26 protein-coding genes and 1 riboswitch are annotated in these 21,017 nt (G+C 60.0%); of the genes, 13 read left to right on the top strand and 13 right to left on the bottom strand.

Translation table 11 applies throughout. The features are described from left to right. Positions 1-79 precede the first annotated feature (79 nt). The 7 genes from GO988_RS10700 (at position 80) to GO988_RS10670 (ending at position 5,878) form a co-directional block, all read left to right on the top strand. On the top strand, positions 80-811 hold the full coding sequence (locus GO988_RS10700) for a ferritin-like domain-containing protein (protein WP_157565029.1): 732 nt from the start codon (positions 80-82) through the stop codon (positions 809-811). A 45-nt stretch (positions 812-856) separates the two neighbouring features. Beyond that, positions 857-1,915, top strand: coding sequence for a ferritin-like domain-containing protein (locus GO988_RS10695; protein ID WP_157565027.1), 1,059 nt, complete (start codon positions 857-859; stop codon positions 1,913-1,915). Between the two features lie 169 nt (positions 1,916-2,084). Then, on the top strand, positions 2,085-2,867 hold the full coding sequence (locus GO988_RS10690) for a ferritin-like domain-containing protein (protein WP_157565025.1): 783 nt from the start codon (positions 2,085-2,087) through the stop codon (positions 2,865-2,867). Positions 2,868-2,907: 40 nt separating this feature from the next. Then, a complete protein-coding gene (locus GO988_RS10685; RefSeq protein WP_157565023.1) occupies positions 2,908-3,840 on the top strand; it encodes a ferritin-like domain-containing protein in 933 nt (310 codons plus the stop codon). A 133-nt stretch (positions 3,841-3,973) separates the two neighbouring features. Beyond that, entirely contained in the window at positions 3,974-4,666 is a 693-nt protein-coding gene (locus GO988_RS10680; protein ID WP_157565020.1) for a ferritin-like domain-containing protein, read from the top strand. 27 nt (positions 4,667-4,693) lie between these two features. Beyond that, a complete protein-coding gene (locus tag GO988_RS10675) occupies positions 4,694-5,563 on the top strand; it encodes a ferritin-like domain-containing protein (protein ID WP_157565018.1) in 870 nt (289 codons plus the stop codon). A gap of 102 nt (positions 5,564-5,665) precedes the next feature. Then, a complete protein-coding gene (locus GO988_RS10670; protein ID WP_157565017.1) occupies positions 5,666-5,878 on the top strand; it encodes a hypothetical protein in 213 nt (70 codons plus the stop codon). Here the strand turns inward: GO988_RS10670 and queG are convergent. The 5 genes from queG to GO988_RS10645 form a co-directional block, all read right to left on the bottom strand. Further along, the gene (gene queG / locus GO988_RS10665; RefSeq protein ID WP_157565016.1) at positions 5,875-6,825 is read right to left on the bottom strand and encodes a tRNA epoxyqueuosine(34) reductase QueG; all 951 of its coding nucleotides are present in this window, start codon (positions 6,823-6,825) and stop codon (positions 5,875-5,877) included. The genes GO988_RS10670 and queG overlap by 4 nt on opposite strands. Positions 6,826-6,840: 15 nt before the next feature. Next, on the bottom strand, positions 6,841-7,323 hold the full coding sequence (locus GO988_RS10660) for a YdeI/OmpD-associated family protein (RefSeq protein WP_157565015.1): 483 nt from the start codon (positions 7,321-7,323) through the stop codon (positions 6,841-6,843). 69 nt (positions 7,324-7,392) lie between these two features. After that, positions 7,393-8,445, bottom strand: a complete 1,053-nt coding sequence (gene ruvB, locus GO988_RS10655; protein WP_157565014.1) for a Holliday junction branch migration DNA helicase RuvB — start codon at positions 8,443-8,445, stop codon at positions 7,393-7,395. 104 nt (positions 8,446-8,549) lie between these two features. Further along, a complete protein-coding gene (locus GO988_RS10650) occupies positions 8,550-8,888 on the bottom strand; it encodes an HIRAN domain-containing protein (protein WP_157565013.1) in 339 nt (112 codons plus the stop codon). 104 nt (positions 8,889-8,992) lie between these two features. Further along, the gene (locus GO988_RS10645) at positions 8,993-9,334 is read right to left on the bottom strand and encodes a hypothetical protein (protein WP_157565012.1); all 342 of its coding nucleotides are present in this window, start codon (positions 9,332-9,334) and stop codon (positions 8,993-8,995) included. A gap of 81 nt (positions 9,335-9,415) precedes the next feature. Here GO988_RS10645 and GO988_RS24750 point away from each other — a divergent pair, with 81 nt between their 5' ends. From GO988_RS24750 to GO988_RS10635, 3 genes are all read left to right on the top strand, one after another. Continuing rightward, complete coding sequence (locus tag GO988_RS24750; RefSeq protein ID WP_394351223.1) at positions 9,416-9,661, top strand: DUF433 domain-containing protein; 246 nt, start codon at positions 9,416-9,418, stop codon at positions 9,659-9,661. Then, positions 9,645-9,779, top strand: a complete 135-nt coding sequence (locus GO988_RS24410) for a hypothetical protein (RefSeq protein ID WP_262885664.1) — start codon at positions 9,645-9,647, stop codon at positions 9,777-9,779. The genes GO988_RS24750 and GO988_RS24410 overlap by 17 nt, the downstream gene beginning before the upstream one ends. A gap of 191 nt (positions 9,780-9,970) precedes the next feature. Beyond that, entirely contained in the window at positions 9,971-10,342 is a 372-nt protein-coding gene (locus GO988_RS10635; protein ID WP_157565011.1) for a hypothetical protein, read from the top strand. Between the two features lie 64 nt (positions 10,343-10,406). Here GO988_RS10635 and GO988_RS10630 read toward each other — a convergent pair whose 3' ends face one another. The 5 genes from GO988_RS10630 to GO988_RS10610 all read right to left on the bottom strand — a co-directional run bounded on the left by GO988_RS10630 (position 10,407) and on the right by GO988_RS10610 (position 16,791). Then, the gene (locus GO988_RS10630) at positions 10,407-11,642 is read right to left on the bottom strand and encodes an acyl-CoA dehydrogenase family protein (RefSeq protein ID WP_157565010.1); all 1,236 of its coding nucleotides are present in this window, start codon (positions 11,640-11,642) and stop codon (positions 10,407-10,409) included. Between the two features lie 50 nt (positions 11,643-11,692). Beyond that, positions 11,693-12,538 carry an ATP-binding cassette domain-containing protein gene (locus GO988_RS10625; RefSeq protein ID WP_317164838.1) on the bottom strand — a complete coding sequence of 282 codons (846 nt, stop codon included), beginning with the start codon at positions 12,536-12,538 and terminating at the stop codon, positions 11,693-11,695. Between the two features lie 6 nt (positions 12,539-12,544). Beyond that, on the bottom strand, positions 12,545-13,225 hold the full coding sequence (gene modB / locus GO988_RS10620) for a molybdate ABC transporter permease subunit (protein ID WP_317164837.1): 681 nt from the start codon (positions 13,223-13,225) through the stop codon (positions 12,545-12,547). A gap of 153 nt (positions 13,226-13,378) precedes the next feature. Then, entirely contained in the window at positions 13,379-14,149 is a 771-nt protein-coding gene (gene modA / locus GO988_RS10615; RefSeq protein WP_157565008.1) for a molybdate ABC transporter substrate-binding protein, read from the bottom strand. A gap of 152 nt (positions 14,150-14,301) precedes the next feature. Then, positions 14,302-16,791 (bottom strand): TonB-dependent receptor, encoded by a 2,490-nt coding sequence (locus GO988_RS10610; protein ID WP_157565007.1) that lies wholly within the window; start codon positions 16,789-16,791, stop codon positions 14,302-14,304. Between the two features lie 59 nt (positions 16,792-16,850). Next, a riboswitch (TPP riboswitch) is annotated at positions 16,851-16,957 on the bottom strand. 222 nt (positions 16,958-17,179) lie between these two features. Here GO988_RS10610 and GO988_RS10605 point away from each other — a divergent pair. After that, positions 17,180-17,404, top strand: a complete 225-nt coding sequence (locus tag GO988_RS10605) for a hypothetical protein (protein ID WP_157565005.1) — start codon at positions 17,180-17,182, stop codon at positions 17,402-17,404. A gap of 165 nt (positions 17,405-17,569) precedes the next feature. Here the strand turns inward: GO988_RS10605 and GO988_RS10600 are convergent, their stop codons facing one another. Genes GO988_RS10600 through pnuC form a run of 3 tightly spaced genes read right to left on the bottom strand, consistent with a single transcriptional unit; the run spans position 17,570 to position 19,729 of the window. Beyond that, on the bottom strand, positions 17,570-18,454 hold the full coding sequence (locus tag GO988_RS10600; protein WP_157565003.1) for an aldose 1-epimerase family protein: 885 nt from the start codon (positions 18,452-18,454) through the stop codon (positions 17,570-17,572). Positions 18,455-18,511: 57 nt separating this feature from the next. Further along, the gene (locus GO988_RS10595; protein ID WP_157565001.1) at positions 18,512-19,045 is read right to left on the bottom strand and encodes an AAA family ATPase; all 534 of its coding nucleotides are present in this window, start codon (positions 19,043-19,045) and stop codon (positions 18,512-18,514) included. Between the two features lie 24 nt (positions 19,046-19,069). Further along, entirely contained in the window at positions 19,070-19,729 is a 660-nt protein-coding gene (gene pnuC / locus GO988_RS10590; protein WP_157564999.1) for a nicotinamide riboside transporter PnuC, read from the bottom strand. 51 nt (positions 19,730-19,780) lie between these two features. Here pnuC and GO988_RS10585 point away from each other — a divergent pair, with 51 nt between their 5' ends. Together GO988_RS10585 and GO988_RS10580 are read left to right on the top strand one after the other, a co-directional pair. Further along, the gene (locus GO988_RS10585) at positions 19,781-20,104 is read left to right on the top strand and encodes a rhodanese-like domain-containing protein (RefSeq protein ID WP_157564997.1); all 324 of its coding nucleotides are present in this window, start codon (positions 19,781-19,783) and stop codon (positions 20,102-20,104) included. A gap of 141 nt (positions 20,105-20,245) precedes the next feature. Beyond that, positions 20,246-21,010: a YqjF family protein gene (locus tag GO988_RS10580; RefSeq protein ID WP_157564995.1), complete on the top strand. Its 765-nt coding sequence runs from the start codon at positions 20,246-20,248 to the stop codon at positions 21,008-21,010. The last annotated feature ends 7 nt before the right edge of the window (positions 21,011-21,017 follow it).

The following is a 21,017-nucleotide window of genomic DNA, read 5'->3' as shown; positions in this document are numbered from 1 at the left end:
ACTGCTTAGTAAGTTAGTATATTTTTGATTTCTTTTAGGCCATTTTCTCTATTTCCTCTTTTTCCTTTTCTTTTCCCTTATGTCTAACAAACTCCTCTCTGGCTCACAGCAGGTCGAGACTGACCTGGACCAGCCGCTGTACACGCCCATCAAGCGCCGCTCATTCTTCATGTATGCTGGCGCTACGGCCGGGGCTACTGCCTTGGTACTAGCTGGTTGCAGCAAAAGCGACTCGTCACCGGGCATGGTAAGCGTAGGTAGCGGCGACGTAGGTGTGCTCAACTACGCTTATGCGCTTGAGCAGCTCGAAGCCGGTTTCTACACGCAGTTGCGTACGGGTTCGTACTACACTGGCCTGGCCGCTGGCAATGCCGAAAAGCTGATTCTAGACGACCTGTACTACCACGAAGTAATTCACCGCGAGTTCTTCAAAGCAGCTATCACGGGTGCTGGTGCTACCCCCATTAAGGCGCTGACGCCTGATTTCTCGAAAATCGACTTCACGTCGCGTACGTCGGTACTGGGCACGGCCAAGGCTTTCGAAGACCTCGGCGTAGCTGCTTACAATGGTGCTGGCCGCCGCATCACGTCGGCTAACTACTTGGTTATTGCCGGTAAAATTGTGTCGGTGGAAGCTCGCCACGCGGCTATCATTCGCGACTTGGTGTCGGAAGGCACGTTCGTGGGCAGCGACGTAGTAGCCATTGGCACGACTAGCACGGAAATTTCGAAAGACCCTGCGACGGTAGTGGCCACGGCCAACACTTTCTTGGCCGATGGTTCGAAGCTTGATGTTTCCGGCATTCAATAAAATAGCCGGCTCCGGCTTTTCCCTCATTCCAACTCCGTCTATATCATGAATATCTTTGAAATTATCTCCGAAATCGAGAAGGTAGACCCCGAGGTTTACGACCGCCTCGATTCGCGTCGCTCCATCTTCAAGCACATGAGCGGCCTGGGCCAGAAGCTGACGGCGGCTGCCGTGCCATTGGCTTTCGGTGCTGTTTTGAATAAAGCTTATGCTCAAACTACAGCCGCTCCTGGCGTAGTTGACGTGCTGAACTTTGCCCTGCGCCTCGAATACCTGGAGTCGACGTTTTACAACCTCGGCCTGGGCACCATCGGCGCTACGGCTACGGCTGCCCAAACCACTTTCCGCAGCGGCTTCAGCACCACTAACCTGGCATCGCTCGACATCATCCGCCTGGATGAGTCAAACCACGTTTCGGCTCTGATTGCTACCATCACCGCTTTGGGCGGCACGCCCATCGCCGCTCCGAACCGCACGCCGAACGCCTTGGGCGTAACCGGCGACTTCGACTTCACCGGCGGCAAGGGCACTGGTACTGGTCCGTTCGCGGGCATTTTTACTACGCCAGCTACTTTCCTGGCCGTAGCTCAGGCCTTGGAAGACACGGGTGTACGTGCTTACAAAGGCGGTGCTCCTTACCTGATGTCGAACAAGGACGTGCTCACGGCTGCGCTCAACATTCACTCGGTAGAAGCTCGTCACGCCTCGCGTTTGCGCACCATGCGCCGCGCCGGTGCTGCCAACAACACTGCTTCGGCTGTGGCCCCTACTAACAGCGGTACTAACGAAGCTGACCGTTCGGCTTCTCCAAAAAGCTGGATTTCGGGTAACGACAATGGTGGTCCGGCTCCAGCTGTAACGGCGCCGGTATATGGCGCTGGCACGGCTCCAGCCTACACGCCTACTACGCTCTCCGCTCCGGTATTCCCAGCCGAGAACAACGTTATTCAGGGTGGCGTAACGCTATCGGCTACCACGCTGACGGCCACCGCTAACTTCCCTACGCTGTCGTACTCGGAAGCCTTCGACGAGCCGCTTGACGTGCCAACGGTTCTGACGATTGCCAAGACCTTCGCTGTCACGGGCAGCACGTTCTTCGGTTAGTAGTTACCGTGCTGCGCCACCTGGCCCACGGCCAACCCTGGCCGCAGCTGAATTGAATAAAGGACTGACCTTTGCGGGTCGGTCCTTTTTTTGTGCCAACTTTGCTAGGAATTTAAGGACAGTAAGTATTGTCCTTGCTGCCCAGCTACTTTCTCTTATTCTGGTTGCTATGTCCTTTTCCCGTTCAGCCGGCGCTTCCGCTCCTACCCCCGGTTCGTCGCCGCTGCTGGCGCCCATCAAGCGGCGCTCGTTTATTAAATACGCCGGCGCCACTGCGGGCGCTACGGCTCTCACGCTCGCTAGCTGCAAAAAGGATGATACCACCACGGCGCTGCTCGATGTAGGCAGCGGCGATGTAGGCGTGCTCAACTACGCTTATGCTTTGGAGCAACTCGAATCAGCGTTTTACACCCAGGTACTGGCTGGGGCCTACTTCACCTCGCTGGCTGTGGGCTCGGCCGAGTACCAGCTGCTGAGTGATTTGGCGCTGCACGAAAAAATCCACGTCGATTTGCTTCGCACGGCACTGACTGCTAACAGTACGCCCATCAAGGCGCTTTCCTTCGATTTTTCGACTATTAGCTTCAGCGACCGCACCACGGTGACGGGCGCCGACAAAATGGGGGTGCTCAATGCCGCCCAGATGTTTGAAGACCTGGGGGTGGCTGCCTACAACGGAGCCGCCCGCTTTTTCAGCAACGTCGATTACCTCGGGCTGGCCGGCAAAATTGTGTCGGTAGAGGCACGCCACGCTGCCCTGCTTCGCGATATTCTGGTAGCCGGCGGTGCCAGCAGCCTCGGCAATGGGTTCGTTGGTGCCGACGTGATAGACAGCAGCACCACCAGCGCCACGGCCCGCATGGAAAAATCGCTGCTACCCGCCGCGGTGCTACCCAAGGTGAATGCCTACCTGGCCACCGGCTCGCAGCTCACCGCCCCCAGCCTGGTTTAGCCGCTGGCTCGTTCTTCCTACCCCGTGATTTTTTAGCTACATGAATATTTTTCAGCTTTTTTCTGACTTGGAGCGCGTTGACCCCGAAGTATATGGCCGCTTCGACTCGCGCCGCCGGGTGTTTAAGTACTTAGGCAGCACCGGTAAAGCCATCACCGCGGCTACGCTACCGACGCTTCTCAGCGGGCTTTTTCAGAAAGCCTACGGGCAAACGACTGCCATCACGGCCGATGTGCAAGCAGTCCTCAACTTGGCGTTGAGCCTGGAGTACCTGGAGCTGTATTATTACCAAGCGGGCCTCAACGCCAATATCTTATCGAGCAGCGACAATGTGGCTTTCACAGCCATCCGCGACGATGAGCGTGGACACGTGAACGCCCTGCGCGCCGTGCTAGGCAGCGCCGCCATCGCCGACCCTACTGCCGCTGCCTTCGACTACACGGCCGGTGCCAACCGCCTGACGCCTTTTGCTAGCTCGACCAACTTTTTGGCGTTGGCCCAGGCTTTTGAAGACACCGGCGTGCGGGCCTACAAAGGCGCTATCCCTGCGCTGATAAACAACAAAGACCTGTTGACGGCGGCCTTCAATATCCATTCGGTAGAAGCGCGGCACTCGTCGCACATCCGCACGCTGCGGCGCGGGGGCGTCACAGCAGCCGCCGATGCGCCTTCAGCCAATACCTTGGCTACCAAGCCCAAGAGCTGGATATCGCAGCGCGACAATAATGGCCCGCTGCCGGCCCTCACCGCTAGCGTGTACGGCGCTGGTACCACCACTGCCTACCCCGCCGAAGATAATACAGTGCAGGTCGGCATCAATACCCAAAGCAACTCGTCGTCGCCCGGCGCTGGGCTGGTGCTCACCTCCATCGCCGCCACCGAGGCCTTTGATGAGCCCCTGGACCCGGCCAAGGTGAAAGCCATTGCCCTCAACTTTGTGGCCAGCGGCAACCTCAAGGGTTTATTCGTGTAGCGGCCCTGGGCCAGCGCTTGCAACCTAGCGGGGGCGGGCAAGGCTCCGGCTGTTACCCCGGTGGCCCCCGCGGCGGGTGTAACTTTGCTATCCCTCCTACCGCGGCTACTTTACTTTTTGTCGCCTCAGACTTATGCATTTATCTTCCTGGGCTTCGCGCACGCTGCGTCGGCGCACTTTTTTGCGGGTAGCGGGCAGCGCTACGGCCACCGCTGGCTTGGCGCTGGCGGGCTGCTCGGCCAATGACCCCGAGCCCACCACTACCACGCCGACCTACGCGCTCACCAACGACGACACCGGCCAACTCAATTATTTCTACCTGCTGAAGCAGCTGCAAGTGGCGTTTTACCAGAAGGTGACGGCCACCGTGCCCGCCGACCTGACGGGCGCCGACCTGCTTACCGTAACAGACCTGCGCGACCACGAAATTGTGCAGCAGCTTAGCCTGGGCTACGCGCTGGGGGCTACGGCGGCCCTGCCACAGCTCATCTTCGACTTTAGTACCCTACCCCTCACCACGCGGGCCGGCGTGCTGGCGGCAGCCCAAACATTCGAGGATTTGTGCTCAGCGGCGCTCACGTTCAGCGTGCCGTTCCTGACTACGGCCGACACGCTCCGGTTTATGCTCAAGATTGCTTCGGTAGAAGCCCGGCACGCCGCCACGGTGCGCGACTTGCTCGCTCCCACCACGCTGGCCGCCCCCGATGCGGTGCTCACTAGCGGCGGCCCACTAGCCAACATTGCTACCCCCGCCGATGTGCTCAAGGCTATTACGCCTTATATCACGCTGGCTGTCATTGATGTATCGCTGCTACCCATTGCGTAGCTTCCTTAGGCTGTATAGCTACCCGTTATGAACGTCTTTTCCCTGTTCGATTATTTAGCTTCGGTCGACACGGCCCAGGCGGGGCCGGCGCCCCGCCGCGCGCTGCTGCACCAGCTGGGGCGGGCGGCCGCCGCCGCACTGCCGCTGGGCGTGCTGAGCACAGCCCCGGCCGCCGCCAGCACGCTGGCCAGCCTCGACCAACTGGCCCTATTGCTGCGCTTAGAGTACACGCAACGCGCGTTTTATACCCAGGCCCTGGCTTCTACCGCGCTAGGCTTAAGCGGCAGCTTACGCGACGATGTGGTGCGCCTGCAAAGCCAACAGCAGCAGCACATCGATTTCTTAAATCAAGCCCTGCTCAACTCGGGCGTGACGCCCCCTACCCCCGCCGCGACATATAACTTCAGCGGCAGCCGCACGGGCAGCATCTTGTTTCCCAATGCCTTGACGACGGAAGCTGGCTTCTTGGAGCTAGCCCAGCAGCTCGAAGATGCTGGTGTGCGCATCTACCTCGGCCAACTTTCCTTGCTCACCGCCGACCGGCCTTTGCTGGGCGGCGTGCAGCGCCTAGCCACCGTCGAGAGCCGCCACGCGGCGCACTTGCGCACGCTACGCCGCCGCCGCGGGGCTCAGGTAAAAGGCTGGCCCAGCGCGGCCGACCTGGTGCCCACTTACCCTGTGCAGTTTACCACGCAGGCCACTACCCCTGCCAGCACGGGTACTGTGTATTCGGGCGAGGCCACCGAGCAGCAATTTCTATCGGGCTACCGCCAAGTGCCGTTTACGGCGCTGCTTATTGGCACTTACATCGTGCAATCGACTGCCATTGCTGAGGCCTTCGACGAGCCTATGGTTACGCAAGATGCAATAAGCCTGCTGAATATCTTTAGCGCCTAGTTAATTGGCGTTAAAAACCCCTTAAAAAGCGGCCTCAGCCGCTTTTTTTGCGTATACGGGTACCGTTCCGAAATTACCCTACTCTTACCTTTCCCACCCGTTATGTTAGACTATGTGAAAATGATTTTGTTGAAAGTCAGTTTCAGCAAAAAGCTCTTTGAAAAAGAGCTGCGCAAGGCCTTGCAGTACATTACGCCCGCCGATTTGGTAGAGTTTAAGACGTGGTGCTACCAGCAATTCGCGCGCCTTTATCGCCGGGTGCTGAAACGCGTTTTTATTCAGCACAGTGCCCTACCCCCTCGCGCGGCGGGCTAGCTCCCGAGCTGGCTTTGGCCAGTCACGAATTTGATATTGCGCTTCAAGCCTTCGTAGCCAGTGCGCTTGAGGGCCGACTGTTTGAATAACGCTTGAAAGACCTCGTGAGTTATGTCCTGCCAGTCGCTGGCTGACAAATTTTTCAGCTCTGGATGCGGCTGAAACTGCGTCTCTTGCGTGGGCTTCGCGAAGCGGTTCCAGGGGCATACGTCCTGGCAGATGTCGCAGCCAAATACCCAGTTGCCAAACTGCCCAGCCACGTTTTGCGGAATTAGTTGGTCCTTAAGCTCGATGGTAAAGTAGCTGATGCACTTGCTGCCATCCACCACGTAGGGCTCGGTGATGGCCTGCGTGGGGCAGGCGTCGAGGCACTTGGTGCAGGTGCCGCAGTAGTCGCGGATGGCACCGTCGTACGCTAGCTCCACGTCCACAATTAGCTCGGCGATAAAATAGAACGAGCCCGCGCCGGGCGTGATGAGGTTGGAATTTTTTCCTACCCACCCTACCCCTCCCTTTTTAGCCCAGGCCTTGTCGAGCACCGGCGCCGAATCGACAAAGCAGCGCCCGCCTACCTCGCCAATGTTAGCCTGCATGTCGGCCAGTAGCGTTTTAAGCTTGTCTTTGATGACGAAGTGATAATCGCGCCCATAGGCGTACTTGCTGATTTTCAGCGTATCATCCGGCTGCTGGTCTTCGGCAGGGGGGTAGTAATTGAGCAGCAGCGAAATTACCGACTTGGCGCCGTCCACCAGCAGGCGCGGGTCGAGGCGCTTGTCGAAGTGGTTTTCCATCCAGGCCATTTTGCCGTGCATGCCGCGCTTAAGCCAGTTTTCGAGGCGTGGGGCTTCTTCCTCCAAAAACTCGGCCTTCGAAATGCCGCAGGCCATAAAGCCTAGCTCGGCGGCGCGCCGTTTGATATAGGGTGTCCATTCGGCGTGCAGGAGCATAAGTGAAGCAGTAACTTAGGGTCGGTCACGACCCACAAAACGGTTTTTACCCAGCAAAAATCCGACAGCGCGGTCGATGTTGCGCGTTAGGCTGGCTTCCGCCTTTAATCGGGCTAAGTAGCGTACTATTTCTAGCTGCCGCGAAGGAGGTAGCCCTTCGAACACCCGCCGGGCCTCGGGAGTTTCGGCCAGCGCTTCCTCTAGAGCTGAGCAGGTTGGCAGAAGCGGCTTTGCCGGGTCGAAGTCGATAGTGATAGTCAGCACCTCGCCAATCCGCCGCGGGGAGTGGTCGAGCATGGCCAGATTGATGTACAGCCGCCATACACCGACGTAGCGCACCAGCGTTTGTTGATAAGGCCGCCCATTGACCTCGCCGCACACCCGAATAGGGCCTTTGGCCTTCCCAGCGCGTAAGCAAATACCCGCCAGCACCTCAGGCGGTAGTGGCACAAACGGATTGACGCCAATCAACGCAAGCGGGGCAGTGAAGGTATACATGGCAGCGCATAAACAGTAAACAAGAAATGCACCGCTTGGGGCGGTGCATTTCTTGTTAGCAAGGCTTTCTTACTGTGTAATCTCAGCAAATAAATCGCCGTTATTCCCTCGTAAGTGATTGGGCAATAACCGCCCCAGGTGCTGGTAAGCAGCCTCGGTAGCCTCCCTACCCCGCGCCGTGCGCTTGATGTAGCCTTCCTGAATGAGGAAGGGCTCGTACACCTCTTCAATGGTTTCGCCCTCTTCGCCGCAAGCCGTGGCGATGGTGCTGATGCCCACTGGGCCACCTTTAAACTTGTCGATGATGGTGGTGAGGATGCGCTTGTCCATGTCGTCGAGGCCGCGGGCATCCACGTCGAGCGCGTTCAAGGCAAACTGCGCTATTTCGACTGTGATGGTGCCGTTGCCCTTGATTTGGGCAAAGTCACGGGTGCGGCGCAGCAAGTTGTTGGCGATACGGGGCGTGCCGCGCGAACGGCGGGCAATTTCGTAAGCCGCATCTTCGTGAATGGGCGTTTGCAGAATTTCGGCCGAGCGCTGCACAATGGTTGTCAGCAGCTTAGAGTCGTAATACTCTAGGCGTGCGGCAATACCGAAGCGTGCCCGCAGCGGCGCTGTGAGCATACCCGAGCGCGTAGTAGCCCCGATGAGCGTGAAAGGCGACAGCGAAATCTGCACCGAGCGGGCATTGGGGCCCGAGTCGAGCATGATGTCGATGCGGTAGTCTTCCATCGCCGAGTACAAGTACTCTTCCACCACGGGGTTGAGGCGGTGAATCTCGTCGATGAACAGCACGTCGTGCGGCTCCAGGTTGGTGAGGAGGCCGGCGAGGTCGCTGGGCTTGTCGAGTACCGGGCCGCTGGTCATTTTGATGCCCGCGCCCAGCTCGTTGGCGATGATGTGCGAGAGCGTGGTTTTGCCCAGGCCGGGAGGCCCGTGCAGCAACACGTGGTCGAGGGCGTCGCCGCGCTGCTTGGCGGCGGCCACGAATACCTTGAGGTTTTCCAGGATTTTGTCCTGGCCCGTGAAGTCGCTGAAGCTCAGCGGCCGCAGGGCCTTGTCGATATCCTTATCGGTGGCATCGAAGTGGTCGGTGCCGCCGGTGAGATAGGCTTCGCGCATGGCTGTTAGGTATCAGGTGAGGGGTACCGGCTACCCGTTCGAGGCCGGCTTTTAGCTAACCAATTTAGTTAGCAAAAAGCTCCCGAGCAGCGGCAAAAACAACGCTAATCGCGGGGCAGCAGCACTTCTATTTCGAGGTGCAACCAGTCGTCTTCCCAAGCTTTGTGGGCTAAGCGCGCCGTGAGGGGGTAGCCCGCGTCGAGCAGGCGGGCCACGGTTTCGTTGCGGGTTTCGGGCAGGTAGCCGAGCCAGATACTGGCCTTGTCGTCGGCTGCGCCCGAGTGTACTTTCACCGCCCAGTCGTCGTACTTGCTGTCGGCTTCGCGCTCGAGGCGCAGGGTCTGGCCGATTTTAAGCGACTTTTCTTGCTTGGGTAATTCGGGGCGGTGGGAAGTGCCGGCAACCAGGCATTCCAGCAAAACAAGGGGCGTAGCGGGCTTCATGCGGGCAAATTACGGCGAACGCGGGGAAAGCCCCGAAAACGCCACACTAAAAAAGCCCGACGTGCTGAACACGACGGGCTTTCCGGAATCAATTTTAGCGAAGGCTAGTCTTTCAAATCGCCGCCATCCACGTTGCGTTGGTCGAGGCGGTCGGGGGCTTTGTTGCTGTTTTGCTCGGTGTCGTGGCCGCGCTTGCTGGCGCCCTGGCCACTGCTGCCGATGTGGGCAGCTACGCCATCGCTGGTGCCATCTTCGGCCTGCACGTTGGGGTCGAAATTGCCATCGCCCGAGCGGGTGCGGAGGCGGTGGGCCAGGTCGGGGTCGGGGCCACCCTGGCGCATGTCATCGCCTTGCTCTTGGTAAGCTTCTTTATCGTGTTCGCGGCGCTCTTGGCGGCGGGTTTCGGCGTTTTCGTGGGGCTGGTATTCTTCTGCTGGGGTCGACATAGCTGAGGAGGGGAATTAGTACTGCTAGCTATACGGGGGGTAGGGACTTACCGTTGAGAATGGAGCTTCGTACATCTTGCTATATTACGCACCGACCTCATCATCATCAACCCGGAAATAGCGGACAGCACGCCAGCTTTTACGGGCACGTGGGTGTCTATAAGCCGTTTAGTCAGCTATTTGGGGGCGAGCCACCCGCTGATTGAATTTTTGCTGGATTATCCGACAGTGGAGAAAGGGCAGATTAAGCGCGTGCCTAATGCGGCACCAGCGGCCTTACTACCCATACATCTACGAGTTGAGTTGGCCCATGAAATTGCTGCTTGATGAAGCCCTGTCGCATAAGCTTCGCTACCGACTTCGGCTCGCGCACAAAGCTGTGCCGGCGCAGGGTATGGGTTGGCGTGGCAAGGAAAACGGTGATTTGCTGAAGCTGCTGGCATAATATCAGTTAGCGCTTTTCTCACAATTGTAGAACTTGCGCACAGGCATCTATCCTAATAATCATACTTATGAGGAAATGCGCTACGCGCAGAACTAGCAGTATTAAAATATAACCGCTATTTTTTTCTGATGTGGCAATTGCGCATTAGCTTGCAATCCTATTTTCCCTGCTTTTTTATCTGCACCCTAAAAATGAAAAAATCGCTACTTTTTCTTGGCCTGACCTTGGCCGCCGCCAGTTCCTGGGCTTTTTATCCGAAAGCTGCCGAACCCGCTGGCTATATGATGGTTGTCTGCAATTTTACATTGAACACCTTCTCAGCCGATGCCAACGTAACAACCGTTATGCCTAACGGCCAGCAATCTGAACAAGCAGTTGACGTTAAAATTCGAAGTGCTGAGAAGGTTACGACTGGCTATGTAGAAGTTCAAAAAGTGGCACTAGCCAAAGTAAACGAGCTGACCAAGACTGGCTGGCACGTAGTTAGTACCACACCATCTTCCTTTGCAAAAGGAGGAACAACCTTCGTCAATCAAACGGTATACCTGCTGGAGAAAAATTAAGACGTTGCTACCCAAAAAAGGCCGCTCACAAATTATGAGTGGCCTTTTTTGTGTAGTAATACAACTACTTAAACGCTTGAATACCCGTAATATCGGCGCCCGTAATGAGTAGGTGAATATCGTGCGTGCCCTCGTAAGTAATGACCGATTCGAGGTTCATCATGTGGCGCATAATGGGGTATTCGCCCGTGATGCCCATGCCGCCGTGAATCTGGCGGGCCTCGCGGGCCACGTGCAAAGCCATATCGACGGAGTTGCGCTTGGCCATCGATATTTGGGCGCTGGTGGCCTTGCCTTCGTTTTTGAGCACGCCCAGGCGCCAAGCCATCAGCTGGGCTTTAGTGATTTCGGTAATCATTTCGGCCAGCTTGCGCTGCTGGAGCTGGAAGCCAGCGATAGGCTTGCCGAACTGCTCGCGCTGCAAGCTGTACTTCAGGGCTGATTCGTAGCAGTCGATGGCCGCGCCGATGGCGCCCCACGCAATGCCAAAACGGGCTGAGTCGAGGCAGCTGAGCGGACCTTTCAGGCCCTCGACGTTGGGCAGGATATTCTCTTTCGGAATCTGTACGTTGTCGAACACCAGCTCGCCGGTGGTGCTGGCGCGCAGGCTCCACTTGTTGTGAATTTCGGGGGTAGTAAAGCCGGGCATGCCACGCTCCACGATGACGCCTTTGATGCGGCCCTGCTCGTTTTTGGCCCACACCACGGCTACCTGGCACTCGGGCGAGTTCGATATCCAGAGCTTAGCGCCATTGAGAATATAATGGTCGCCTTCCTCACGGATGTTGGTGGTCATGCCGCCGGGGTTCGAGCCGTGGTCGGGCTCGGTGAGGCCGAAGCAGCCCAGCCACTCGCCGCTGGCCAGCTTGGGCAGGTACTTGCGGCGCTGCTCCTCCGAGCCGTACTGGTAGATGGGAAACATTACGAGCGAGCCCTGCACCGACGCCGTAGAGCGCATGCCCGAGTCGCCGCGCTCAATCTCTTGCATAATAAGGCCGTAGCTGATGTAGTCGAGGCCCCCGCCGCCGTATCCCTGCGGGATAGTGGGGCCAAACGCACCTACCTCGCCAAACTTGCGCACGATTTCTGAGGGGAAATGTGCCTGCTGCGCCCACTTCTCAATGTTGGGCGAAATTTCCTTTTTAACAAAGTCGCGGATGCTCTGGCGGATGAGGATATGCTCCTCCGTAAGCAAGCCGTCGAGGTCAAAATAATCGGTGAAGCCGTTGGCGTTGGTGCTGCCTTTTTGGGCAGTGTGGGCTTTGGCTTCGGGCGAGAGCACGTCGGCAATGGAAGACATGGGCGGGTGGGCAATAAGGTTTCAGACAAATATAACCCAGTGGCTAGCGGCTAATCGCGGCGGGCAGGCACTACGGCCAAGCTCAGGGCTAGCTCGTCGCCGGGGGCGTAGGGTGGGCCCGTAGGCGCCGGCACTTCTACCAGCGTGGCGCTACCCCCCAGCTGCACGCGCAGGTGCCCGCCGGGCAGCACGGCCACTACCCTACCCCCTACCGTAGTGCCCAAGGCAGCCACCGGCACCGGCGGCCCCACGCGCACCACCTGGCCTAGGTCGAGCTCTACCACCCGGGTAGCGAGGCGGGCAATTTCGGCTGGGTCGTGGCTGATGAGCACGGTAGTAAGCTTGAACTCGCGGTGGATGTCGGCCAGGGCCTGCTGCAAACGCAGGCGGGTAGCCAGGTCGAGGGCCGAGAGCGGCTCGTCGAGCAGCAGCAGGCGCGGGCGGCGCGCCAGGGCGCGGGCCAGCGCCACGCGCTGCTGCTGCCCTCCGGAGAGTGCCGCCGGCCGGCGCGGAGCCAGCTCGGTTAGCTCCAGCAGCTCTAGTAGCCCGTCAATAATCTGGCGCGCTTGGGGCTGGCCTTCGGCGGCGAAGGCCAGGTTTTCGCGCACCGTCATGTTCGGAAATAGCGCGTAGTCTTGAAACACGAAGCCCAGCGGGCGGCGCTGCGGGGGCAGCCATTGGCCGCGCTCGTGGCTGTACCACACCTGGCCCTCTACTTGCAGAAACCCGCCATCGGGCCGGCTGAGGCCAGCCAGCAAGCGCAGCAGTGTGGTTTTGCCCGCCCCCGAGGGGCCACTGAGGGCCAGCACCTCACCGGGGGGTAGGGTGAGGCGCACGTCGAGGGTGCGCGGGCCAGCGGCGGTGTGCAGGGCTTTGATCAGGTGGAGGTCAATCACGGGCAGCTACAACAGGCGGCGGGTGGCGTCTTTTTTAGTAAACCAATACAGCCCCACCAAAATCACGAAAGCCAATACCAACAGCGTGAGCGCGTAAGCGTTAGCTTGGTCGTAGTGCAGGCTCTGCACCTCGTCGTAGATGGCGATGGAGGCCACCCGCGTGCGGCCGGGCAGGCTACCCCCTATCATCAGCACCACCCCAAATTCGCCCAGTGTGTGGGCAAACGTGAGCACCGCGCCATTGAGCAGCGCCGGTTTCATATTAGGCAGCAGCACCCGCCACAGCGTAGTGAGGCGCGACTTGCCCAGCGTGTAGGAGGCCTCCGTGAGCGAGCGCGGCACCTGCGCAAAACCTGCCTGCAAAGGCTGCACCATAAACGGCAGGCAGTACACCAGCGACCCTAGCAAGATGCCGGTAAACGTGAAGTTCAGGCTCAGCCCCAACTGATTGCTTAAAAACCGCCCGAGCGCCGTGCTGTCGCTAAAGGCCAGCAGCAGGTAAAACCCTATCACCGTGGGCGGTAGCACCAGCGGCAAGCTCACCACCGCCTCGGCCAGCGGGCGCAGCCGGCTGCGCGTGTGTGCCAGCGCATATGCCACCGGAATGCCCAGCCCCAGCAGCAGCACCGTGGTGCAGGCGGCCAGGGCCAGCGTCAGGCGCAGGGTTTGCCAGTAGTCGGGGGGCACTTTTTTAGGATTACGAATTAGAAATTAGGAATCAAACAGAACGTCCTGCTGCGCTTGTCGAAGCAGCTCGCTCGCATTGTTGAACCGCAAGCCCATCGGCGTGGTAGAACTGCTTCGGCCGGCGCAGCAGGACGTTCCTTTTTTGACCTGCCATCACAGCCCGAACCCATACTTTTTCAGTGCTTGCCGGGCTACCGGGCTCGCCATAAAGGCGGCGAAAGCAGTAGCGGTGGCATTGCCTTGGGCGCGCTTCAGCACCACGTAGCTCTGCTGCAAGGGCGCGTGCACGGTGGCCGGAATAAGGTAGAAGCGGCCAGCCCGGCGCAGCTCGGGGCTGAGCGCCAGCGAGTAAGCCAGCAGGCCCGCGTCGGCGGCGCCGGTGGCGGCGTACTGTGCCGTTTGAGCAATGTTTTCGCCCAGCACCAGCTTCGGTTTTACTTGGTCGTAGAGCTTGTAGTAGCGCAGGGTTTGTTCGGCGCTGCGGCCGTAGGGGGCGTGGGCGGGGTTGGCAATAGCCACGCGCTTCACCTGCGGGTCGAGCAAGGTATTGATGCCCTTGGTGCTGGGATTCAGCTTTTTGCTCCACAGCACCAGCCGCCCCATGGCATAAGGTTGCGGGGCGCTGGCCGTGAGGCCGGCCTGCTGCAAGCGCTTAGGGTACTCGCTGTCAGCCGAAAAAAACATATCGAACGGCGCGCCGTGGCTCAGTTGCTCGTAAAACTTGCCCGACGAGCCATACACCACGCTGGCCTTGGCCTGCGGGTGCTGGCGGTTATAAATCGTGACCAGCGAATCGAGCACATACTTCAGGTCGGCGGCGGCGGCGATGGTAATCGGCGCAGAGCCCGCGACGGGGGTAGGCGCCGCGGCCAGCGGACGCCAGCCAACGAGCACGGCCAGCAGGCAAAAAATGAATCGAGGCATGCGCAGAGTACGGCAACTACGCGCTACCGTTATATACGCAAAGATACTGCCCTAGCTAGCGCCGATGCTTGTGCCTGAATGAGTATCCCACTCCCTACCCCCTCATCACATGATGAGGGGGTAGGGAGTGGGATACTCATAGCTAACCCACCTTAGAACCGCAAGTTCACCGAGCCCAAGTAGTTGCGCGTGGCCTGCGGGTAATACCAGTTGAAGGTTTCTTGCTGGCCGCTCACGCCGATGTAGCCGTAGGTGTAGCCATTGGCCACGTACTCGCGGTTGAGCACGTTGCTGACGAGCAGCGCCAACTCGATTTCCTTCATAAACGACGGGTGCAGGGCGTAGCGCAGGCGCAAATCGAGCACCTGGTAGGGGTTGATGCTGCGGCCCTCGTTGGTCGAGTTGTCGAGGTACTGGCGGCTCACCGTTTTGTAGAGCGCCGCCACGCGTAAGCCCTTGAGCGGCTGGCCTTCGAGGGTATGCGCCGACACCACCGACGGCGAGTAGGAGATGGTAGTAGTACGGCCTTCGGCGGCTACTACGGGCGCGTAGTTAGCGTCATAGGTCACGTCGTGGTAGTCCAGAATGCGGTTGCGGCTGAGGGTGAGCGTGCTGCTGAGGCTGATTTTATCATCGGCCGCTACGAAGCCGGTCAGCTCTACCCCCCGCCGGTAGCTGCGGGCCACGTTGGTGCGCAGGGCGGTGCCCACATCGTTGAGCTGGCCGGTAGCCACGAGCTGGTTGCGATACGTCATGTCGAAGTAGTTGGCCTCGACGCGCACGGCCGTGCGCGGCCCCAGAAAGCCCAAGTCGGCGCGGGTGAAGCGGTAACCCGCCTCGAAGTCATTCAGGCGCTCGGCCTGGGCGGGCGGGTAGCCGGCCTGGCGGTCGGTGAAGTCGGCGCGCACTGGCTCGCGCTGGCCCACGGCAAAGCTGCCGTAAAGCTGCTGCCCGTGGCCGAGCGCAATAGTAGCGCCAGCTTTGGGGTTGAAAAATGTGTAGTTGGCGCGGGTGGTCACGTCGTTTTGCTCGTCCTCTACCCCATCGATTTTGTAGAGGATGCGGCGCACTTGCGCGTCGCCGTACAGGCCCAGCCAGGGTAGCACCTGCCAGGTGGCGCGGGCGTAGGCGTTGAAGTCGGTTTTGCGAGCCGTATTGAAGTAGTAGCGCTGGCCCAGCGTGCTGGTGGAGGCGTACTGCGCCCAAATAATTTCGCCGTAGTGGTCGTTGTCGAAGCGGTTCCAGCCGCCGCCCAGCGTGGCCTGAATCTTATCGTTGTCCTTGGGCTGGTAGTTGAGCGCGAAGGTGCCACCGTAGAAATAGTTATCCAGCCACTTACGGTCCACGAGGTTGGTTTTTGTGAGCGTATCGCCACCCAAAACCACGTTTTGCAAGCCGTAGTCCGCAAATTTGCGGTTAGCACGGTAGCTCTCGTAGTAGCCAAAGCCGCGCGTGAGGTGCAGCGCCGCCCCCAAGTTCCAATCTGAGCCCAGGCCTTGCGAGAGGTGCAGCTGGTAGTGGTTTTGCTGGTAGTTGTCGGTCTGGTTGTCGTAGGTGTAGTAGCTGTAGCGGCGGCCTTCCTGGCGCACGCGGGCCGCGTCGGCGGCGCTCAGCTCGCCGTTGTCAAGGTAGGTCTGAAGCTGGGCCTGGTTACCGGTGAGGGCGGGTTCGGGCACGCCGTTCCAGGCCTGGTAGGTTTTTTCGCGGCCCGAAAAGGTGATGAATTTGAGCAGCGTACTCTTGTTTTGATAGCCCGCGGCGAAATAATACGACTTCAAATCGGAAGCCGCCTTGTTCATATAGCCGTCGCTGGCAATGCGCGACAGGCGCCCGTCAAACGTGAAGTACTTGCCCACCAAGCCGGTACCAAACGACACGTTGTTTTTCCAGGTGTTGAAGGAGCCGTAGCTGTTTTGGGTTTCGGCGTAGGCCTCGCGGCGGTTGTCGAGGGTCGAGATGTTGATGCTGGCCCCGAAGGCAGCGCTGCCGTTCTGGCTAGTGCCTACCCCCCGCTGCACCTGCAAGCTGTTAACGGACGACGCCAAATCGGGCAAATTCACCAGAAACGAGCCGTGCGATTCGGGGTCGTTCAGGGGCACGCCGTTAATGGTGGTATTGATGCCCGTGCTGCTCGTGCCCCGAATGCGGATATCGGTGTACCCTACCCCCGCCCCGGCGTCGGAGGTGACCACGGCCGAGGGCGTTTGGTCGAGCAGATAAGGCAAGTCTTGGCCAAAATTGCGCTTGTTGAGGTCTTGCTTGCTGAGGTTAGTATACACCGTGGCGGTGCGGTCGCTGGCCCGCGAGGCCGTGATGAGCGCCTCGCCCGTGAGCACGCCGCCCGGCAACAATTGCGCATTAAATTGCTGCTCAGCACCTTGGCCGCGCACCTGCCGCACTAGCGGCTCGTAGCCCAGAAACGTGATGCGCAGCTCGTGGCTGCCAGCCGGCACTGCCGACAAATTGAACGCGCCCGCCGCGCTCGTGGTCCCGATGGCGGCGCCATCGAGCAAAATGGTAGCACCCGGCAGCGCCTCGCCCGTGCGGGCATCGGTGATGGTGCCGGACACGGGGCCTTGCGCCCACGCCGGCGCGGTAGCCAGCGCCAGCAGCGCCGCCCCCGCAAAGAGTACAGTTTTCAAAAATGAAAAAGGAATAAGTAGAACGCGCCCCGGCCCCAGGGGTCGGTGCAAGGGCGGAAACGCTCGCGGATTGTTTTTCCCGACGCCGGCATTACCCGGTTCCGGTTCAATGGGTGTAATCTCAGCCAGCGCAGGATAATCTGCGCTAGCACCCCTAAACAGGGTGCAAAGATACACCAAGCAAGCGGGAGCACGGCTTTTTTTACCTTAATGCGTTCCGTTGACCTTTTTCATTTGCTGAGCATCAGTTATCTTAGCACTTGTGCGGGCCGGGGCACAACGCTGGGCCGCCCGTTTACGTTGCCAATGCCGGCTGCTGCTGGCGGGCGGCTTTTTTGATGGCCTCTTCCCCGTTCTTCTGCTAGCTCCTATTCTACCGTCCTGCCTTATGCATCAGCTACTTTTTGCCATGGTTATGCTCGCGGTATTTACGCTTTTTATGGTGATACCGCGGCGGCGCGGCGTGCCGCCTACCCCCCCGCCATCTAGCGACGACGACGGCGGCGGCGAGCCCCACGAGCCCGGCCTGCCCGACCTCGATTTACCCCCCGGCATCTCGCGCCCCATCAACGACTGGGAGCCCGATTACAACCGCCGCCCGGTAGAGGTATAAACAGAAAATCAATTATTTAATACTAAAATATTCAGAAAAAAGGGACGTCATGCTGAGCTTGCCGAAGCATCTCTACTACACCGTTACGGCGTGGTAGAGATGCTTCGGCAAGCTCAGCATGACGTTCTTTAACTATTGTTCTGCTAGTTGCACTAATCCCGATTCTTACCCAATCTCAATCGAGTAGCTCGCCTCAAATTCCTGGCTGGGCGCCAGGGTGAGGATGCCTTCTTTGTCGCGCAGCTCCTGCGGTGGGCCCGCTGGGCTGGCTACCCCCTGCCAGGGCTCGATGCAGGCGAAGGCCGCGCCGGGGCCTTTGGTCCAGAGGCCGAGGTAGGGGAAGCCATCGAACTGCATGCGCACGAAAGGGCCGGTCTTGTCAGCTTTTTGCAGGGTGAGGCGGGTGAAGTCGAAGTGGTCGAATACCAGCGCATCGTCGGCAAATAGCTCGTAGGTGAGGGGTAGGGCCGCTTGCTGAGCGAGCACGGGCGCCGTTTCGCCGCTGCGCAAGCCGCCGCGCAGCAGCTGGCGCGCGAGCGTCACGGGGTGGTCGAAGTGAAAAGCGTAGTCGCTAAATTGCTCGCCTGCCCCGGGCTGCAATGGGCAATTGAAGGCCGGGTGCGCCCCGATGCTGAACAACAAATCGTGGCCCGAAGCCGCCGGGTTGCGCACGTGCCAGCCCACCGTGAGCATGGCGCCGCGCAGTTTGTAGCGCACTCGCAGCTCAAACTCGAACGGGTACACGGCGCGGCTGGCGGCGCTGGCCATCAGCTGAAACGTGAGGCTGGTAGCGTCGTGCTTGATGAGCATAAACTCTTGGTCGCGTGCGAAGCCGTGCTGGGGCAGCTTGTACGGCTGGCCCTCGTGCAGATAGGTGTCGTCGGGCAGGCGCCCCACAATCGGGAACAGCAGCGGCGCGTGGCGCGCCCACTGCGCCGGGTCGGCTTGCCACACGTATTCGAGGCCCGTGGCCAACGATTTGAAGCTGGTGAGCTCGGCCCCGTGGGCCGCTATTTCGACGTGGGCCGTGGCAGAAGTAAGCGTAGGCATATGGCTGATATAAAGTGAATGGTGGCTGGCCGCCGCAAGCACAAAGAGGACCGCGGCCTACCCTACCCCCTCTACGGCGGCGCAGGCTTGGGCAAAGCGTTGGGCCGGCGCCCCGCTGATTTCGGCAAAGGGCCAGCTGCGCCCTACAAGTTCGGCGCGGTACAAGTTGTAGAAATGCTTACGCTGGGCGGGGTCGGGGTGTTCGCGCAGGGGGTCGGGCGCCCAGGGCAGGTCGGAGGCTAGCAGCAGGGTAAGGACGTAGCGGGGCCGCGCCAGCTCGGCCAGTACCCAGGCCGGGCAAGTGCCGAAGGCATTCTCAGCCCAGATTTTAATCACCAGCAAGTCGGTATCGCAAAAGAGCCGGCTGGTAGCGTGGGCGGCAGCCTGGTCTTCGGCGGCCAGCTGGCCGCGGGCAATGGCTTCCAGGTCGGGCAGGGTGTAGGCGGGGCCGTGTGTTTCCAGATAAGCTCGGGCAAACTCGGGCACGAACGTGGTGCCGTAGTGCGCCGCCAACTGCGCGGCCAAGGTAGATTTCCCCGCCGATTCGGGGCCGGTGAGGGAGATGCGCTGAAGGGTTTCTTTTTCTGTCATGGCGAGGCAACACGACAACTGTTTTTAAGCCAAAACTTTCGCTCTTTTTACTTCGCGCAGCCACTCCCAGTAGCCGTAGGCGGCCAGGGCTAAATACACGGCGTAGAGCAGGCTGGTGAGCGCCAGGCCGCGGTGCCAATAAATGCCTACGTACACGACATCGACACTAATCCAGAGCAGCCAGTTTTCGATTTTGCGGCGCGAGAGCTGGTACTGCGCCACCAGGCTGATGGCCGTGGTGGTGCTGTCGTAGTAGGGTAGGGCTGCGTCGGTGTGGCGCGCAAACAAGTAGCCGGCCCCCAGGGCATAGGCGGCGCCTACCCCCACCAGTAGCGCCCAGAGCCCCGCCGATGTGCGCGTGATGGGCAGCGTTACGTCGGTGGACTCGGGGTGCGGGCCGGACGTACTGCTTTGGCGCTGGCGCCGCAGCCAAGCCCACCAGCCATACGCGGCCAACGCAATGAAAGCCAGCTGCAAACCAGCATCGGAGTACAGCCGCGCTCGCACAAACACCAGCAGGTAGAGCCCACAGCTGACGATGGCCACCGGAAAATTCCAGATGTTGCTGCGGGCCGCCAGCCACACGCAAATGATGCCCGTGACTACGCCAGCTACTTCGAGCGAATCGGTGGTGCGCACGGCGGCCAGGATTTCGGCGGGCAGGCTGGCAAGGTCGAGGAGCATAGCAGAAGCGTAAAAGCCGCGCAAGGTAGCCGGCGGGGGTACTTTTGCGCTATGCTGCCCGACCTTACCCCCGCCGCCCTGCACGCTCGCCTCGCCGCTGGCGAAGACATTCAGCTCGTGGATGTGCGCGAAGAAATGGAATTTGACTACTGCCGCATTGCGGGCAGTGTGCTTATTCCGCTGGGCGAAATTCCGCGCCGCGCCGCCGAAATCCGTACCCAGGGGCCAGTGGTGCTTATTTGCCACCACGGCGTGCGCTCGGCGCAGGCGCTGGCTTATTTGCAGCACCGGCTAGGCCACGAAAATTTGCTTAACTTAAGGGGTGGCATCGATGCCTGGAGCCTCAGCGTAGACCCCAACGTGCCGGTGTATTGAGCAAGTAAGATTACTAAAAAGAACGTCCTGCTGCGCCCCGCGCAGCATCTCGCTCACCTCCCTGAACGAGTTAATTATTGCTGCACGCAAGAGGCTGCGCGGGGCGCAGCAGGACGTTCTTTATGTTTTAAAGCCCACCCCATGCCCTCCTCCCCCACCCTAGCCGACCGCCTGGCCATGCGCGAGCGCCCCACCGGCTGGCCCCTCATGCACCAAGAGTGGGGCGACTTGCTTTTTATGCACTGGCCGGTGCCGGCCGAGCTGTTGCAACCCCACTTGCCCGCGCGCCTGCAAATAGACACCCACGATGGCTACGCCTGGCTGGGCGTGGTGCCCTTCCGAATGTGGAATGTACACAGCCGCATTACGCCGCCGGTGCCGGGCGTGCGCGAGTTTTTGGAGCTGAACGTGCGCACCTACGTGCACCTAGATGGCGTGCCGGGCGTGTGGTTTTTTTCGCTCGACGCCACCAACCCGCTGGCGGTATGGGCGGCGCGCACGTTTTTTTACCTGCCCTATTTTCGGGCCCATTTGCACCTCGAGCGGCCCACCGCCGAGCAGCTGCACTACACTGGCCACCGCGTGCACAACGGTGCGCCCGACGCGCACTTTAGCGCCACCTGGGCGCTGGGCGAGCTCCTACCCCCCACCGAACCCGGCTCGCTGGCTTTTTTTCTTACCGAGCGCTACGCCTTGTATGCAGCTAGTGGGCAGGGGGTAGGGCGCGGCGAGAAGCTGTACCGCGGCCGCATTGCGCACCAGCCGTGGCCTTTACGCGAGGCCGAACTCTTGGCCTACGACTCGACGCTGGTTGAAAGCCACGGCCTGCCTACCCCCCTCGGCGCGCCGGTGCTGCACGCGGGCGGCCCGCTGAAGGTGGACCTGTGGCACTTGCAGCGGGTGTAATTTTGGC

Source organism: Hymenobacter ginkgonis, from assembly GCF_009755225.1.
In the GTDB taxonomy this organism is placed as follows: domain Bacteria; phylum Bacteroidota; class Bacteroidia; order Cytophagales; family Hymenobacteraceae; genus Hymenobacter; species Hymenobacter ginkgonis.
Note: the sequence above shows the minus strand (reverse complement) of the source record. Positions and strands in the feature narration are given on the sequence as shown.